The organism is Micromonospora sp. PTRAS2 (assembly GCF_054052245.1).
Window position 1 is genome coordinate 36,183 of sequence record NZ_JBSWBU010000014.1, and the last position, 17,285, is coordinate 53,467.

General features: G+C 70.8%; 11 protein-coding genes and 4 pseudogenes. 9 read left to right on the forward strand and 6 right to left on the reverse strand.

Annotated features, from left to right (window positions below):
- Window positions 1-7: 7 nt before the first annotated feature.
- The 3 genes from ACVMYR_RS28640 to ACVMYR_RS28650 are packed head-to-tail and all read right to left on the reverse strand — an operon-like array spanning window position 8 to window position 3,217.
- Window positions 8-1,492 carry a hypothetical protein gene (locus ACVMYR_RS28640; RefSeq protein WP_457123273.1) on the reverse strand — a complete coding sequence of 495 codons (1,485 nt, stop codon included), beginning with the start codon at window positions 1,490-1,492 and terminating at the stop codon, window positions 8-10.
- Complete coding sequence (locus ACVMYR_RS28645) at window positions 1,489-2,289, reverse strand: sulfotransferase family protein (RefSeq protein ID WP_077939312.1); 801 nt, start codon at window positions 2,287-2,289, stop codon at window positions 1,489-1,491. Before ACVMYR_RS28645 ends, ACVMYR_RS28640 begins: the two co-directional genes overlap by 4 nt.
- Window positions 2,282-3,217, reverse strand: coding sequence for a sulfotransferase family protein (locus ACVMYR_RS28650; RefSeq protein ID WP_091284735.1), 936 nt, complete (start codon window positions 3,215-3,217; stop codon window positions 2,282-2,284). Before ACVMYR_RS28650 ends, ACVMYR_RS28645 begins: the two co-directional genes overlap by 8 nt.
- Window positions 3,218-3,456: 239 nt before the next feature.
- Here ACVMYR_RS28650 and ACVMYR_RS28655 point away from each other — a divergent pair, with 239 nt between their 5' ends.
- From ACVMYR_RS28655 to ACVMYR_RS28675, 5 genes are all read left to right on the forward strand, one after another.
- Window positions 3,457-4,701 (forward strand): glycosyltransferase, encoded by a 1,245-nt coding sequence (locus ACVMYR_RS28655; RefSeq protein WP_176734393.1) that lies wholly within the window; start codon window positions 3,457-3,459, stop codon window positions 4,699-4,701.
- Window positions 4,698-5,753, forward strand: a complete 1,056-nt coding sequence (locus ACVMYR_RS28660) for a sulfotransferase family protein (RefSeq protein ID WP_457123274.1) — start codon at window positions 4,698-4,700, stop codon at window positions 5,751-5,753. Before ACVMYR_RS28655 ends, ACVMYR_RS28660 begins: the two co-directional genes overlap by 4 nt.
- A 3-nt stretch (window positions 5,754-5,756) precedes the next feature.
- Complete coding sequence (locus ACVMYR_RS28665) at window positions 5,757-6,668, forward strand: sulfotransferase family protein (RefSeq protein WP_457123275.1); 912 nt, start codon at window positions 5,757-5,759, stop codon at window positions 6,666-6,668.
- A gap of 137 nt (window positions 6,669-6,805) precedes the next feature.
- On the forward strand, window positions 6,806-8,701 hold the full coding sequence (locus ACVMYR_RS28670; RefSeq protein ID WP_457123276.1) for a CocE/NonD family hydrolase: 1,896 nt from the start codon (window positions 6,806-6,808) through the stop codon (window positions 8,699-8,701).
- Between the two features lie 199 nt (window positions 8,702-8,900).
- The gene (locus tag ACVMYR_RS28675; RefSeq protein ID WP_457123277.1) at window positions 8,901-10,493 is read left to right on the forward strand and encodes a beta-1,3-glucanase family protein; all 1,593 of its coding nucleotides are present in this window, start codon (window positions 8,901-8,903) and stop codon (window positions 10,491-10,493) included.
- 366 nt (window positions 10,494-10,859) lie between these two features.
- On the opposite strand, the pseudogene ACVMYR_RS28680 reads toward ACVMYR_RS28675, so the two are convergent.
- A pseudogene (locus ACVMYR_RS28680) lies at window positions 10,860-12,373 on the reverse strand (ISL3 family transposase).
- Between the two features lie 296 nt (window positions 12,374-12,669).
- Between ACVMYR_RS28680 and ACVMYR_RS28685 the strand changes: the two are divergent.
- Entirely contained in the window at window positions 12,670-13,248 is a 579-nt protein-coding gene (locus ACVMYR_RS28685) for a PadR family transcriptional regulator (RefSeq protein WP_457123278.1), read from the forward strand.
- Between the two features lie 416 nt (window positions 13,249-13,664).
- Here the strand turns inward: ACVMYR_RS28685 and ACVMYR_RS28690 are convergent, their stop codons facing one another.
- A complete protein-coding gene (locus ACVMYR_RS28690; RefSeq protein ID WP_457123279.1) occupies window positions 13,665-14,243 on the reverse strand; it encodes an IS5 family transposase in 579 nt (192 codons plus the stop codon).
- 185 nt (window positions 14,244-14,428) lie between these two features.
- Window positions 14,429-14,554, reverse strand: a pseudogene (locus tag ACVMYR_RS28695) (IS5/IS1182 family transposase); the annotation flags it as partial.
- Between the two features lie 84 nt (window positions 14,555-14,638).
- On the opposite strand from ACVMYR_RS28695, the pseudogene ACVMYR_RS28700 reads away from it, so the two are divergent.
- The 3 genes and pseudogenes from ACVMYR_RS28700 to ACVMYR_RS28710 form a co-directional block, all read left to right on the forward strand.
- Window positions 14,639-14,941: pseudogene (locus ACVMYR_RS28700) on the forward strand (transposase family protein); the annotation flags it as partial.
- Window positions 14,942-15,038: 97 nt separating this feature from the next.
- Window positions 15,039-15,954 (forward strand): IS5 family transposase gene (locus ACVMYR_RS28705; RefSeq protein WP_457123280.1). Its coding sequence is split into 2 segments (ribosomal slippage): window positions 15,039-15,398 and window positions 15,400-15,954, totalling 915 coding nucleotides; the frame shifts between segments, so codons are not numbered across the junction.
- Window positions 15,951-17,191: pseudogene (locus ACVMYR_RS28710) on the forward strand (ISL3 family transposase); the annotation flags it as partial. The gene ACVMYR_RS28705 and the pseudogene ACVMYR_RS28710, both read left to right, overlap by 4 nt.
- Window positions 17,192-17,285 lie beyond the last annotated feature (94 nt).

Sequence of the window (17,285 nt, forward strand, 5' to 3'; positions counted from 1 at the left end):
CACCGCGTCAGCGGATCGGGGCGAGGACGTCGGCCGGGTCGCCCTTCGCGCGCAGCAGCACCGGGCTCGGCCCGATCGGCAGCGCGCCGGTGCGGGCGGCCGGGTCGGCACCGACCGGGCCGCCGGTCACCCCGGCCGTGGCCGGCAACGACACGGTGCCGGTGGAGGTCGACCAGACCACCAGGGTGCTCTCGGCACCCCGGCGGAACGCCACCCCGGTCAGCCCCTTGGCGTTCACGGGCTCGACGGTCGCGTCCCGGGCCGCCGCCGCCAGGGCGGCCATCATCGCGCCGGCCTGCCGCTGGGTGCCGTCCGGGTCGAGCAGGCCGTAGCGGACCTCCGCGCCGGCCCGGTTGTCGGGGTTGTAGGCCAGCGGCAGCCAGAGCACCTCGTGGATGCCGCCGGCGACCAGCAGACTGACCACCTTGACCATCTCGTCGCCCCGGGCCGCGGCGTCGTCCGCGCCGTCCTTCCAGAACTGGCCGACCTCCCACGCCTGCACCGGCACCCCGGGCGGGGTCTCCGCGCGCAGGTAGTCCAGCAGCGCCGGCACCCCGGAGAAGTGCTCGTAGAAGTGCAGCTGCCGGACGTCGACCACCCGGTCGTCGAGCAGCTTCTCGGTGACCGCCAGGTAGGCCAGGTTGCGGGAGTTCTGCGTGTTGTCCAGCGCCGCGCGCAGCGCCGTCGGGTCGGCGACCGCCGGGATCAGCCGCCCCCGGGTGCCGATCCGCCGCTGGAAGTACGCCTGGTAGGCGGCGACGGCCTGGTCCGGCTGCCCGGCCCGCAGCAGCCGGTCGGCCACCCCCATTCCGTACGCCACGCTGCTCATGCCCGAGTCGACCACCGTGGCCTGCGGGTCGGCCGACCGGATCGCCTCGGCGGCGGCGGTGACCAGCCGGCGGTAGTCCTCGGGGCTGCCCGCCCAGTACTGCTGCGCGTTGACCTCGTTCTCGATGGCGTACTCGCGGACCCCGTACGGGGCGTACCGCTGCACCAGGGCGCGGACGAACGCCTGGTAGGCGGCGAGGTCCCGGGGCATCGCCGACTCGGTCTTGTTGGCCTGGCCCCGGGTGAACTTCGCCGTCCCGCCGGTGGCCCAGCAGACCCCGGTGCGGATCTTCAGGTGCAGGGTGATGCCGAGCTGCCGGCTGCGCTCGGCGATCCGGTCCACCGCCGAGAAGTCCGGGCTGCCCTGGGTCTTCTCGATGTCGCACCAGCTCAGTTCGTGGTAGGTCGCCGAGCCGGAGAGCTTCTCCAGGTAGGGCACGAACTGGTCGTGGCGGGACCAGTCCCAGTGCGCGCCGAACGGGTTGCGGGCCGTCGCGCCGGCCGGTGGCGCGCCGGTGGCACCGGCCGACGGGGTGGCCGCCGACGGGCCGGTCGCCGACGGGGCCGGGCGGGGGGCGGGCTCGTCCGAACAGGCCGCCCCGGCGACCAGGGCGGCCAGCAGCACCCCGGCGAGCAGCACCCGCCGCCCGGTCCGGCGGCTCACCGGTAGCCCAGTTCGCGCAGGGTGGCACCGGAGAAGATCCGGACCAGCACCCGCAGGAAGGGGTCCAGTTCCCGGCGGTAGGTGCCGACCCGGGAGCCGTAGATCGGGGCGTCGGTGCCGGCGGCGGCCCGCCGACGATCCGCCTCGGCGGTGTACTTGCCCGCCACGTCGTGCTGTTTGCCGTCGTAGTCGAGCACGCCCGCCTCCCAGGGTTCGCCGAGGAACTCGAACAGGCCCCGCATGGCCTTCTCCGGGTCGGTGACCGTCTCCTCGTAGCGCAGTTCGTGGTAGCGGTCGGCCGGCAGCCGGGCCCCGGAGGCGCGGGCGATGCGGATGTAGCGGGGCCACTTCACCACGCACTTCACCGCCGACCAGTAGCCGAACCGCTTGCGGTGCGACACCACCACGTCCCGGCCGTCCCGCACGACGTGCACGAACTGCGCGTCGGGGAAGACCTCGGCCAGGAAGTCGATGGACAGCGCGTAGAGCGGCGTCTTGTCGGCCCAGCGGGTCTTTCCCCGGGACCGGGCGTAGTCGGCCTGGATGCCGCCGAAGAAGTCGGCGATGCGGCCCAGCCAGTATTCCCGGGGGAACCCGAAGCGGGCCAGCCGCTCCCAGTCCCGCCCGACGATGCGTTGCATGTCGGCCAGGAACCGGGTCTCCGGGCCGCAGCTGACCCGGGAGTGCGAGTCGAGCACCAGCCGCAGCATCGTGGTGCCGGACCGCTGGCAGCCGACCAGGAAGATCGGCCCCCGGGCCGCCCCCGCCCGCGCCGCCGGGGTGTGCGGTTCAGCCATGGTCCACCGCCTCCTGCCGGCCGGCCGCCGCGTCCAGCCGCCCGGCCAGGGTGGTGCAGAGCGCCCGTACCCGGGCGTCGATCTCCAGCCGGGGCCGCGCCGGGGTGCGCGCGCCGACGTGCGCGTGCAGCACCGGGTCGTACGGCAGGTCGAGGAAGGCGCACAGCCGCCGGGTGGACCCCGCCGGGTCGGCGACCAGCAGGTCGTACGAGCAGAGCAGGGTGTCCGGACGGTCGGCCAGCCCGAGGGAGAAGTACAACGAGTTGCGCACGTACCAGAACAGGGCGGCGGCGGTGTGCGGGGTCATCCGGTCGTAGTCGAAGCCGGCGACCAGGTCCCGCATCGGCGCGTCCAGGCGCTGCCCCTGCCAGCGGTCCCCGATCGTGCCGTCGGCGATCGCCCGCAGCGCCCGCAGGTTGGCGTCGCCGAACTTCGCCACCTCGGAGCGGGCCCGGTCGTCGACGTCCCGGTACGCCCACAGCGCCCGCCCCGGCGCGACCCCGGCCAGGCCGAGCAGCTCGTCCACCCGGTGCGTGTCGCACAGCGGCTTGACCAGCACGTACCGGTGCCGGCTGCGGCGGATGACGGCGCCGAGCACCGGGTCGGGGCGCAACCGGAAGCGGTGGAACACGGCCCGGTCGTTCTCGTTGCGGACCTCCACCGACGGGTCGGCGTCCAGCCCCCGGGTCAGCATGTTGGTGCCGGAGCGTTGCAGGCCCACCAGGTAGACCGGGACGGCCCGGCCGGGCGGCCCGGGATGGGCCCGCCGCCAGCGCCACTTCGCCAGCGCGGTGCGGGCCCGGTCGACCGGGTCGAGCCGGTCCTCCTCGATCAGCCGCCGGACGCCCTCGGTGCGCGCCCAGCGCAGGTGCCGGCGAACCCGTCGGGCGGTGTACGCCAGCGCCGAGGGCTCGTCGGGGTGGGGCACCGGTCCTCCTCGGGCACGTCAGGCGGGGTGGGGCACACGGTACCGGCAGATCATCACGGGTGGCCACGTGGCCGTGTGGTCGACCGGCGATGGGCCGTGTGGTCAGCTTGGGGATCATGAGCTGGACTCACGACGTGGCTGGTGCATACGGTGGGGCCCCTGGTCACCGCTGCCGTCCGGGGCGACCACCCCACCCCTGGACCCCGACGAACCGCAGCAGCCACCCCCGGAGCGGGCCGATGCGTGTCCTCCATGTCAACAAGTTCCTCTACCGGCGCGGCGGCGCCGAGGGCTACCTGCTCGACGTCGCCGAGCTGCAACGGGGCGACGGCGACGAGGTGGCCTTCTTCGGCATGACCCACCCGGACAACGACGCCCCCACCCCGTACGCCCGGCACTTCCCGCCCCGGGTGGAGCTGGACCCGGCGCCGCGCGGCGCGGGCCCCCGGGCGGCGGTGGCGGCCCGGATGATCTGGTCGCCGGCCAGCCGGCGTGGCCTGGCCCGGGTGCTCGACGAGTTCCGACCCGACGTGGTCCACCTGCACAACATCTACCACCAGCTCTCCCCGTCGGTGCTGGCGGCGGTGCGGGCCGCCCGGGTGCCGGCGGTGATGACCCTGCACGACTACAAGCTGGCCTGCCCCAGCTACCAGATGCTCGACCGGGGGGCGGTCTGCGACGCCTGCGTGACCGGCGGTCCGCTGCGCGCGGCCCGTCGCCGCTGCAAGGACGGATCGTTCGGGGCCAGCTCGCTGCTGGCCGTCGAGTCCTGGCTGCACCGCACCACCCGGGCGTACGGGCCGGTGCAGGCGTTCGTCAGCCCCAGCCGGTTCCTGGCCGACGTGATGCGTCGGGCCGGTGTCTTCCCCGACCGGATGCACGTGGTGTCGCACTTCGTCGACGTCGCCGCGACGGCGGTGAAGGCGGCCCCCGGCGGGCCGGTGGTCTTCGCCGGCCGGCTGGCCCCGGAGAAGGGCGTCGACGTGCTCATCGAGGCGCTCACCCGACTGCCCGACGACGTCGTGCTGGAGGTGGCCGGGGACGGCCCGGCCCGCGACGGGCTGACCGAGCTGGCCCGGCGGCGGGCCCCCGGCCGGGTCCGGTTCCACGGCCGGCTGGACAAGGCCCGGCTGCACGAGCTGGTCCGCTCGGCCACGGTGGTGGCGGTGCCGTCCCGGTGGAACGAGAACCAGCCGATGGCGGTGCTGGAGGCGTACGGCTGCGGGGTGCCGGTGGTCGCCTCCGACCTGGGCGGGCTGCCCGAGCTGGTCACCGCCGGGGTGGACGGCGAGGTGGTGCCCGCCGACGATCCGGTCGCGCTGGCCGCCGGGCTGGCCCGGGTGCTCGCCGACCCGGCGCGGGCGTACCGGATGGGGCGGGCCGGCCGGGCGCGGGTGGAGCGGGACTTCTCCCCGCAGGCGCACCTGACCCGGTTGCGGGAGGTCTACGCGACCGCCGCGCGGACCGTGCGGGAGCCGGTGTGAACCCGCCGGTGCGGGTGCTCTACCTGGCCGGCAGCGGACGCAGCGGCAGCACCCTGGTCACCACCGTCCTCGGGCAGTACCCGGGGGCCTTCGCCGCCGGGGAGCTGCGCTACCTGTGGCAGCGCGGCGAGGTGGAGAACCGGCCGTGCGGCTGCGGCCGGCCGCTGCGGGACTGCCCGCTGTGGCGTGCGGTGGCCCGGGAACTGCCGGTGGAGCGGGCCGCCACGATCGCCGCCGGACTGCGGGGCCGGCTGCGGATGCGCGGGCTGCCGGCGCTGCTGCGTCGCCACCGGCGGGGGGTCCGGCCGGTGCCCGCACATCCCGACGACGCGGCGCTGGCCGACCTGTACGCGGCCGTGGCCCGGCACACCGGGGCCCGGGTGGTGGTCGACTCGTCGAAGCTGCCCCCGTACGGCGCGTTGGTCGGCGCGCTGCCCGGCATCGACCTGCGGGTGCTGCACCTGGTCCGCGACCCCCGGGCCACCGCCTTCTCCTGGCGTCGTCGCCGGGGGCTCGACGGCGACACCGATCCGGAGCTGATGAGCCGGCCGCCGGCATGGAAGGCGGCCCTGCTCTGGCTGGTGTGGAACACCGTGACCGTCCGGCTGTGGGGTGACAGTGCCCCTGGGGGCTACCTGCGGGTGCGCTACGAGGACCTGACCGCCGACCCGGAGGGGACGCTGCGCCGGATCGCCGACTTCGCCGGGGTCGACCCCGACGGGGGCCCGTTCACCGGCCCGGCGACGGTCCGGCTGACGCCGACGCACTCGGTGGCCGGCAACCCGTCCCGGCACCGGACCGGTCCGGTGCCGATCACCGCCGACGTGCAGTGGCGGCGCGACCTGTCCCGCTGGTCGTACGCGCTGGTCACCGTGCTGACCGCGGCGGGGCTGCGCCGGTTCGGCTACCCGTGGCGGCGGGGTGCCCCGGGCCCGGCGGGGGCCGACCGGTCGGCGGGCGACGGGCGGCCCGCGCAGGGTGGGCCGGCTGCGGCCGGTGGGCGGCCGGTGGGCGTCGGGCGGTCGGTGCCGGCCCGGCATGAGGAGGGTTGAGCGATGTTGGCGGTGGTGGTGGGCACCGGGCGGTGCGGGTCGACCCTGGTGCAGGAGCTGCTGTCCCGGCACCCCGGGGTCGGGTTCGTCTCCGGTGTCGACGACAAGCTGTCCCGGCTCAACCTGACCGGCCGGCTCAACGGCCCGCTGTACCGGCGCTCCGCGCCCCGCCCGGCGGGGATGACCTCGCTGCGGCACAGCCGCCGGTTGCTGGAGAAGGGCCGGCTACGGGTCGCCCCGTCGGAGGCGTACCACCTGCTGGACCGGCACGTGCTTGCCGGGTTCTCCCGCCCGTGCCGGGACCTGACCGCCGAGGATCTCACCCCGTACCTGCGGCGGCGGCTGCGCGCCTTCTTCGACGCCCGGATCGCCCGGCAGGGCTGCCGGCTGCTGCTGCACCACGTGACCGGTTGGCCGAGGACCGGGTTCCTGCGGGCCGGCTACCCGGAGCTGCGGGTGGTCAACGTGGTCCGCGACGGCCGGGCGGTGACCAACTCCTGGCTCCAGATGGGCTGGTGGGACGGCTGGCGAGGGCCGGACAACTGGTTCCTCGGCCCACTGCCGGCCGACCTGCGCCGGGAGTGGGAGGAATACGACAGGTCGTTCCCGGTGCTCGCCGCGCTGGGCTGGAAGATGCTGATGGACTCCTTCGCCGAGGCCCGCGCGGCGCACCCCGAGGCGCAGTGGCTCGACGTGCGCTACGAGGACCTGCTCGCCGACCCGCGCGGCGAGGTGGCCCGGATGCTCGACTTCCTCGACCTGGACTGGTCGCCGACGTTCGAGAAGGGCTTCGGGCGGTACCGGTTCCACGCCGGTCGGCAGGCCGCCTACCACGAGGAGTTGGGCGACGCGCAGCTCGCCGCCGTGGAACGGGTGCTGGACAAGCCGCTGCGGCAGTGGGGCTACCGGGACTGACCGGCGCGGCACACCGCCGTCGGGCTCGTCGCGTCGGTGTCGTCGGAGCGGCGTGGGCAAAGTTCCTACAGGTGCAGGTGGTGGTGCCGGTCGGTCGGCCCATAGCGTGCGGTTCTCGGGACATTCAAGGAGACTGCATGGCTGCAACGGGAACACCCCTTCGCGCCGGGGCGGCCGTACTGGCCGCGGTGCTGCTCGCCGCCCTGGGCGCGGCGCCACGGGCGGTGGCGGCGTCGGACGCACCGGCGATCGTGGTCCAGGACGGGGTCACCCAGCCGGTGTTCGGCTACGCCGACGCCATCCGGGAACGCCTGTTCATCGACTCCACCTTCGACAGCGACAACGACGGTCTGCGCGACATCATCGCGTTCGACCTGATGCGACCGGCGGCCACCGCGAACGGGCTCAAGGTGCCGGTCATCATGGACGCCAGCCCCTACTACTCGACGGTCTGCCGGGGCAACGAGTCCGAGTGCAAGGCCGACCTGGACGGCGACGGCCTGCTCGACAGGTGGCCGCTGTTCTACGACAACTACTTCGTGCCGCGCGGCTACGCGGTGATCCTGCTGGACATGGTGGGCACCAACAACTCCACCGGCTGCCCCACCACCAACGCCAACCAGGACAATCTCAGCGCCAAGCAGGCGATCAACTGGCTCAACGGCCGGGCCACCGCGCGCAACGCGGCCGGCCAGGTGGTCACCGCCGACTGGCACAACGGCAAGTCGGGCATGATCGGCAAGTCGTACGACGGCTCGCTGGCCATGGCGACGGCGGTGACCGGCGTCAAGGGCCTGACCACGGTGGTGCCGATCAGCGGTCCCACCGAGTACTACGACTACGTGCGCAGCAACGGGGTGGTCACCCGGGGCAACAGCTACGTGGCGTCGCTGGCCAACACCGTCACCAACCCGGAGCGGCGGGACTACTGCAAGCCGGTGCGTGACGCGATGGCCGCCGCCGACGGCGACGAGCACGGCGACTACACCGCCTTCTGGAACGAGCGCAGCTACGTCAAGAAGGTCCCCAACATGACCGCCAGCGTGCTGCTCTACCACGGTCTCAACGACGACAACGTCCGCCCGGACCACTTCAGCAAGTTCTGGTACGCCCTGGCGGAGAACAACATCCCGCGCAAGCTGTGGCTCTCCCAGGAGGGGCACGTCGACCCGTTCGACTCGCGCCGCGCGGTCTGGGTGTCCACCCTGCACCGGTGGTTCGACTTCTGGCTGCACGGGGTGGCCAACGGGATCATGGACGAGCCCCGGGTCGACCTGGAGCGGGCCGCCGACGTGTGGGAGACCCACGCCGACTGGCCGATCCCCGGCAAGGCCGACACCGAGGTGTTCCTCCAGCCCGGCACCACCGGGGCCGGCGGCCTGAAGCTGGTGCCGACCGCCAAGCCGGCGACCGGCGCATTCCAGGACAGCCGTACCCAGAGCCAGAACACGATGATCCTCAACCCGGACACGGTGCAGCCGAACCGGCTGGCGTTCCTGTCCGCGCCGCTGACCGCGCCCCTGCACATCTCGGGCACGCCGACGGTGCAGCTGCGGGCCTCGGCCGACCAGACCGACACCAACTTCGGGGCGATCCTGGTCGACTACGGCACCGACGAGCGGGTGGCGCACCGGGCCTCCGGCGAGGGCATCATCACCCTGGCCACCGAGGACTGCTGGGGGCTGAACAGCCCGACCGACGACGGCTGCTACAAGCAGACCGCCAAGCGGGTCGCCACGGCCGACTACGAGCTGGTCACCAAGGGCATCATGGACGCCCAGAACCGGCAGTCCATCCGCACCGCCGTGCCGCTGATGGTGGGGGAGTCGTACAACTTCACCTTCCCGCTGCTGCCGGAGGACTACGTCTTCAAGCCGGGCCACCGGATCGGCGTGATCATCGTGGCCAGCTACCCGCAGTACTCCAGCCAGGCGGACACCACCGCCGCGAACATCAACGTCGCCCTGAAGAGCAGCAAGATCGTTCTTCCGGTGGTCGGCGGCACCACCGCCGCCCACGCGGCCGGTCTCTGACCGGTCCCCGGGTGGCCGCCGGCGCAGCGGTGCTGCGCCGGCGGCCACCCGGCCAGGTCACCCGTGCGGGGGTCGCCGTCGCGCACGACGTGACCGTCGGCGAGGGCGGGCTGAAGCAAGCACCTATTGACAAACATTGTTAACAATCGGACCCTGCTGAGAGAGCGCTCTCCCGTCCCGTCTCCAGCGAGGTGTCGCCATGCGTCTCCGAAGAAAGCTGCTTGCCGCCGCGTCCGCACTGCTCGCCGGCCTCGCGGCCGCCGTCGTCGCCACGCCCGCCCACGCGGTCGGACCGGCGTTGCTGCCCGTCACCGTCACCAACACCACCGGCCGCAGCGACGCGGTCTACCTCTATGTCATCGGCGTCCAGCTGTCCACCGGCCGGCTCGGCTACGTCACCTCCGGCGGCGCCTTCGCGCCGTGGACCGGCGGCCAGATCCCGCCGTCGCCCGCGCCGGACGTCTCCATACCGGGCCCCGGCAACGGCGGCAGCATCACCCTCCAGTTCCCCCGTGGTTTCTCCGGCCGGGTCTACTTCGCCCTCGGGCAGAAGCTGAAGTTCTTCCTCACCCCGGACGGGCTGGTGCAGCCCGCGCCTTGGGCGGCCGGTGACGCGAACCGCGACATCCTCTTCGACTGGAGCGAGTTCACCTACAACGACTCCGGCCTGTGGCTCAACAGTTCTCAGGTCGACATGTTCGCGATCCCGCACGCGGTCACCGTGACCGGTGCCAACGGCGTCACCAAGCGCACCGGCGACGTGGTGGCCAACGGCCGCAACGCGGTCATCGACGGGATCCGGGCGCAGCCGGGCTGGGCCAACACCGTCCACACCCGCTCCGACGGGACCGTGCTGCGAGTCCTGGCTCCGGGCAAGGCGGCCGCGGCCGGCCTGCTGAGCACCACCTACCTGGACTCCTACGTCGCCTCCGCGTGGAACGCGTACACCGCGAAGACCCTGACCGTGGTGCCCTTCGCCGACCAGCCGGCCATCAGGTACTACGGCCGTACGTCGGGCAACACCATGACCTTCACCAACGGCAGCGGCCAGGTGGTCGCCTCCTTCAACCGGCCCTCCTCGGCCAGCGTCTGGGGCTGCGACGGCGACCTGCCCGCGCCGAACGACCAGGTGGTCGGCCCGATCTCGCGTACGCTCTGCGCCGCGCTCAACCGGGGCACGCTCGGCACCATCGACACCCAGCCCACCACCAACGCCGCCGACTTCTACCGCAACAGCCCCACCAACCAGTACGCCCGCCTGATCCACGCCAACATGACCGACGGCCGGGCATACGCGTTCGCCTTCGACGACGTCGGCGGATTCGAGTCGCTGGTGCACGACGGCGACCCACGTGCGGCCGGGCTGATCCTCAGCCCGTTCACCGGCGGCACCGGCGGCAACCCGGCCACCGGGGTGCCCGTGGTCAGCACCTGGAACAACAAGTGCATCGACGTGCCGAGCTCCAACTTCGTCGACCGCGCGCCGTTGCAGATGTGGAACTGCAACAACACCAACGCGCAGAAGTGGACGTTCAGCGGCACGGCGCTGAAGAGCCAGAACAACAAGTGCATGGACATCGACGCCGGGTCCACAGCGAACGGAGCGGTGGTGCAGCTCTACACCTGCAACGGCACCGGCGCCCAGCAGTTCACCCTGAACTCGGCCGGAGACCTGGTCAACCTTCAGGCCAACAAGTGCGTCGACATCAAGGACGCGAACGGCAACGACGGCGCGCGCCTCCAGCTCTGGGACTGCGCCGGAACGGCCAACCAGAAGTGGCGCACGGGCTGACCGGCCGATGCGACGGGGGCGGGGGCGCGAGCCGCCCCCGCCCCGGCAGGGCACTTGACGACGCGCCGCGAAACCCCCGCCGACGACGGTGGATCGGGCAGGATGCCTGTCTGCCAACCTCGCTGACCGGATGGCCGGCTCGGCGGGTCCCGCTCCGGCCACCGGCTCGGGGCGACAGCGGCGCAGCCCTGGGAGTGGATGCCGAGCCTGTCCACGGCGACCCATCCGAGAGGACTCAACCGGGCGCAAGGTGAGCCAGCTTAAATGCCTGCGAACCGTCCCACTGCAGCTCAGTAGCGGTTTCTCACAGAGGGAGTGTGGCGTTTTCGGCTCTGTCTCACATTTGGTGGTGACGGTGAGTGCCGGTTAGCCGAGCAGGATGCGGTGTCGCAGAAGGTCGAACCCGGCGCGTCCGTACATTTGTCGCTTGATCAGTTTGGTTTGGTGTTGACGCCTTCGGTGCCGCCGTTGTGGAACGGATGGGTCAGGGCGGCGTTGACAGCGGCGCGGTCCAGGCCGAGGCCGCGGGTGAAGGTGTGCAGGTAGGGCAGGTCGGTGGCCTTGACCTCGGCGATCCACGAGTCGAGACGGTCGTCGTTGCCGGCTGCTGGCGTGAGGAGCGCGGCGAACGAGCCGATGAAGCCGGTCAGCACGGTCATCTCCGGGCAGGCGGCGGTGAGGGCGTCGACGAGCGTCCGCTGGTGTTCTGCGAGCTGGTCAGGTTCGGTGAGGAGGTAGCGGGTCAGACGCCTAGGCGACAGAGCTGGGCGGTCGGCTTCAACCCGGCCTTGGGTGATGTAGCGGTAGAGCAGGTTGAGGCTGCCGGTGTAGCCCATTTCTCTGATCTCGGTCAGGAGTTGGGTGGCGCCGACGGCGGGATCTTGTTGGCGGCGGCGCCGTAGGTGCTCGCGGTAGGGGTCGACGAGGGTGGGCCGGTACTGCGGTGCGCGGACCAGGCTTTCGGGTTCGCTGATCCGGGCGTAGCGTTTGACGGTGTTGAGGCCAAGGTTGAGCCGGCGGGCGCATTCGAGCAGGCCGACTCTTTTGTCGAGCAGGTCGTGGACCTGCTGCCACCGCTGCCGGGTGGTCACCGCCCGCTTACCCTCCTGGGGCGGCAGGCCGGCGGCGGCCCAGCACATGCTGTGCGCGGTGACCTCTTTGCGGACGGCCTCGGCGAGGTTGTGCCACAGATGCCAACGGTCGGCGACCTGCACCGCTGCAGGCAGGGCACGGCGGATCGCCTCGGCGTAGGCGCCGCAGGAGTCCCGACACACCACCTCGACGCCGGGATGCTCCCGCAGCCACGTCTGCAACGTGTGGGCCTTGCGGTCGGGCAACACGTCGACGCGCTGGCGGGTGACCGCGTCGATCAGGACGGTGGCGTAACGACGACGCCGGCACAGCGCGAAGTCGTCAACCCCGAGCACGCGGGGCACTCTCCGTTCGGGCAGCGGAATGCGTAGCAGCGACCGCAGGGCGGTGTGTCGGGACATGACGACCATCGCCAGGACCGACATCAGGCGAGCGCTGCCCCGGCCGGCCAGATGGCGCACCACCGCAGCGACCTGGGAGATCAGTCCGGGTGTGCGGCGCTGGTAACGCTCCAGAACACCCGGAAGCTGTTCGCGGAACGTGCGGCGGCAGCCCCGCGTCGGGCAGACCAGACGGCGCACGCGTACCCGCAGCACCACCGGCCGGGCATCGACCGACACGTCCGCGAGAGTCCGCTGGTGATACCCGTGCACCCGGCCCGTCACCGCATCGCAGCCCGGACAGGCCACAGGCGTCCCAGGGGTCCGAGCCCACACCAGAATCCACTCGCCCTCGTCCGTGACGTCATCGATCACCAGCGGGGACAACCCCGAGAACACCATCTTCATAAGATCATCAATCTTGCACACATGATCTCAACGACATCGACTACCTTCGGTCACCACCGAATGTGAGACAGAGCCGAATGTGAGACAGAGTCGAAAACAACTACGCAGTCCCGGTGGCTGGCCTCGCTCTCGGACCCGGGTCCACCCAGCCTCCGCGTTCCCTGGAGGTGCCTCGGTGGTTGCATCCGGCGGCATCCTGCGCCGGCATCTGCACCGCCTGGAGCTGCTCGGCGAGTTGCCGGATGGCCCGACACCTGCGCGCCGCTCAGTCAAGTTTGGCTATTAACCTGTGAGATATGTCGGCGACCCGGATGATGATCCTCGGCCTGGTCCAGTGGATGCAGCCCGTGCACGGTTACGACGTACGCCGGGAATTGCTGAGCTGGAGTGCCGACAAGTGGGCCAACGTGCAGCCCGGGTCGATCTATCACGCCCTGCGCAAGCTCTCCGAGGAGGAGTTGCTGCGGGAGGTGGCCACCGAGCAGGTGGGCGCGCGACCGGCCCGGACCACCTACGAGATCACCGAACGGGGGGCTGTCGAGTTCCAGTCGTTGCTGCGGGAAAACTGGTGGTCGGTGGCGACGCCGCCGGACCCCTTCCTGGCGGCGTTCTCCTTCCTGCCGGCCCTGCCGCGCTCCGAGGCCGCGGCGGCCCTGCGTAACCGCGCAGTCCAGCTCAGTGCCGGGATCCAGCAGTTGCAGGCGGCGATGAAGGCCGACTGGGCGCAGTGCAAGCCGCCCTTCGTGAGCTGGATGCGGGAGCTGACCATCGAACGGTCCGAGGCGGAGATTCGCTGGTGTGAGCGCGTCGCGAAGCTCGTCGAGTCGAGCGCGTCGTACCTACCGCTGGGGGAGAGCCCAAATGATCAAGTTTGACGCACCCAGCGAAGCCGGCTTCTCCGCCCCGGCCGACATCTCACCGGCCGGGTACGACACCACCTTCCGCCTTCGGACCCGTTGCCCTGACCGCAGTCGACCAGGCAGGGCACCAGATAGGCGCGAACAGCGCCCGGTTGCTGGACCGCATCACCGACCGCACAAAACCGACCGTCCAAGTGAAGCTTTCCCCTGCTCTGGTCACCCACCGCACGACGCCGCCTCGCCCGGCCGGGTTATTGCACCGGGCCCGATCGCTCTTGCCCGCCCGGATCGCATGCGTCAGGCAGAACGAATTTTTCCACCCGGGCCGCCCTCGGTGGCGGAACCGCTCCACCACCCAGCGGCGACGGTGCACGACGAACCCTTGCTGGTCGGTGGGCTTACGCACGATCTCCAGGGTGGTGCGCAGCATGTCACGGGCCCCAGTCGACCAGGCGGTCGGCGAAGCCGGAGTCGGCGAACACGTGCCGGATCGGGGTCGCCTCATACGTGGCGAGCATGGCGTCCTTCGTGCCGTCGCGGTCCTGCCAGGAGGCGGCCAAAACCCGCACGGTGACCAGCAGGCCCAGGGTGTCGGTGACGATGAACCGCCTGCGGCCGTTGGCCTTCTTCCCGCTGTCGTAGCCGCGGGTGTCGCGCTGCACGGTGTCGGCAGCCCGCACGCTCTGGGAGTCGATGATCCCCGCTGTCGGCTCGGCCGCCCGGTCATGGGCCAGACGGACCTGCTCCCGCAGCTCGGTGAGAATCCGCTCGGTCACACCCCGCCGGCTCCACCGCTGGAAATGGGAGCACACCGTCTGCCAGGGCGGGAAGTCCACCGGCAGATACCGCCACGGGCACCCGGTCCACACCACGTACAGGATGCCGTCGACGATCGCCCGACGAGGATGCTTCTCCGGCCTGCCCATCCACTGCGGCGACGGCAGCATCGGCTCAACGAACTCCCACTCCGCATCGGTCAGGTCAGACGGGTACCGCCGCACCCGATCCATACCCGTCTACCGACTGAACCCGGTCCATCGATCGCATCCATTGTGCGATACACCCGACCAGCACACATCCCAAATGCCCTCTTGCCGGGAGCCTCGTCCTGTGTCGACAAGGCATCCTCACATCTACCGTGACTAAAGGATGTCTCGTAACTCGGTGATGGCGTTGCCGGTCAACGGTGTCGGTGTCACCCGAGCAGGATGATGTTGTGGAGGTGGGCGATGCCGGATGCGGTGTCGGTCAATGTGCTGGCGGCGCGTCGGTAGTCGCGGAGGATCTTGAAGGTCTTCATGCGGGCCAGGGCGTGTTCGACCTACGCCGGATCTGGGACTGTAAAACGAACGGCCCTTTATCACATTCGGTAGTAACGGAGGGCAGCAGGTGTCGTTGCTCCTCTGTGGATGAGCGCAACATACTTGTACAGACGGTGTTCTCGGGGCTGTCCCCGCTGGTCATCGAGGATGTGGCCGATGAGGGTGAGCGGATCGTGGTGCGGGCCCGGACGCCGCAGGACACCGCGGTCTGCCCGCTGTGCGGGGCCTCGTCGGGACGGGTCCACGGCTATCACTGGCGGACAGTAGCCGACGTTCCGGTCGACGGGCGGCGGGTGGTGGTCCGCGTGCGGGTACGGCGTCTGGTGTGCTCCACGCGCGGCTGCCGCCACACCTTCCGCGAGCAGGTTCCCGGGGTGCTAGGCCGTGTTTCGTAGCGGTCAACGGCGTGGCGGTGGTCGCTAATCGAGGAGGTCTCCGGTAGTTGGTTCAGCGACCAAGCTAGAACTTCACACCGGAGACCTCGTGCCGAGCGTAGCGGCAGCGAGGCGACATGACCTGACCGACGTGCAGTGGGCGGTACTCGAGCCGTTGCTGCCTGCGGGAACGGGTCATGCTCGGCCACGCAGATGGACCATGAGACTGATCATCGACGGCATCCGGTGGCGGGTCCGGACCGGATCACCGTGGCGAGACGTGCCCGCGCACTACCCGCCCTGGCAGACCCTGTACCGGTGGTTTCGGCGCTGGCAGCGTGACGGCGTCTGGTCTCGGATTCTCACCTCGTTGCAGGCCAGCGCGGACGCGGCGGGGTTGATCGGCTGGACGGTGAGTGTGGACTCGACCATCAGCCGCGCCCATCACCACGTCGCTGGGGCCCGCCGCGACGGTCAGGCGCAGAAAGAGCCCCCCCGGTGGTGTGCAGACCGAGCCGGCAGACCACGGCCTCGGCCGGTCGAGGGGCGGCTGGACCACCAAGACCCATCTGGCCTGCGAACAAGGCCGCAAACTGATGGCCGTGGTGGTGACCGCCGGACAACGCGGCGACAGCCCACAGTTCATCCCCGTACTGGCCAGGATCCGCGTCCCCCGCACCGGTGGCGGCCGGCCACGCACCCGCCCCGACACCGCGCTGGCCGACAAGGCGTACACGTCCAAGGCCAACCGATCCCACCTGCGATCCCGCAGCATCCGCGCGTGCATCCCGAGCAAGACCGACCAGGACGCCCACCGCAAAGCCAAAGGCTCCAAAGGCGGACGTCCACCCGCGTTCGACCCCGACCTCTACCGCTTGCGTCACGCAGTGGAGTGCGGCATCAACCAGCTCAAACAACACCGCGCCATGGCCACCAGGTACGACAAACTCGCCGTGCGCTACGAAGCCACCCTCACCATCGCCGCCATCAACCAATTGCTCCGCGCCCTACGAAACACGGCCTAGAGCGTTACCAACGCCGCACGGCCCGTCTGAACAGGCAGATCAAAGCCGTGGTCAAGGAGTTAGCGGGCCGGGCAGGGGCACGTTTGCTGGCGATACTGACCATGGGCCTGTCCCGTCACACGGCCCTGCGCGCCCTGCTGCGCATCCCGTTGCCCACCGGGCGGACGCCCCGGGTTATCGGCGTGGACGATTTCGCTCTGCGCCGGCGGCACCGCTACGCCACCTTGGTGATCGACGCCGGGACCCATGAGCGGATCGACGTACTACCCGATCGCACCGCCGACACCCTCGAAGCGTGGCTGAGCGCGCATCCCGGCGTCGAGGTCGTGTGCCGCGACGGCTCCGCCACCTACGCCGAGGCCATCCGCCGTGCCCTGCCCGACGCGGTGCAGGTCGCGGACAGGTGGCACCTATGGCACAACTTGTGCGAAGCATCTCTCAGCGAAGTAAAGGCACACAGCACCTGCTGGGCCCCGTACTGGACGCACCCATCTACAACGGGCCCCGCGCACAGACGACCCTGGAACGCTGGCACCAGGTCCATGACCTGCTCGACCAGGGCGTCGGCCTGCTGGAGTGCGCCCGCCGCCTGCAACTGGCTCTGAACACCGTCAAACGCTATGCACGAGCCGACCAGCCCGAGCGGATGCTCCGCGTCCCCAAATACCGGGCCGGCCTCGTGGACCCCTACCGCGAACACCTACGCAAACGTCGAGCCGAGGACCCCGCCGTCGGCGTCAAGCACCTCTTCGAAGAGATCAAGGCCCTCGGCTTCACCGGCTGCCTCAACCTCCTGCACAAGTACATCAACCAAGGCCGCGCGGACGCCGACCGCAGCCACATCTCCCCACGCCGCCTCGCCCGGATGATCCTCACCAGGCCCGCCAACCTCAAACCCGAGCACCAGAATCTACTGGCACGGCTCACCGCAGCCTGCCCCGAGATGACCCAACTGGCCGCCGCCGTTGGGGGCTTCGCCGAACTCCTGACGCCTCAACCGGGAAACGCCGACCATCTCACCCTCTGGATCACCCAGGCCCACGCCGTCGATCTACCTCACCTGCACGCCTTCACCAGAGGAATGGAACGAGACCGCGACGCCGTGAACGCCGCACTCACGCTCCCCTACAGCGACGGCCCCACCGAAGGCGTCAACACCAAGACCAAGCGGATCGCACGCCAAATGCACGGACGAGCAAGCTTCACCCTGCTCCGCCACCGCATCCTCCTCGGATAACAGCACCCTCCGTCACCACCGAATGTGAGACAGGGCCGTTCGTTTGACAGACCCCACCAGAACATCTCAAACGGCAGCTGCCGTACTAGTGCCT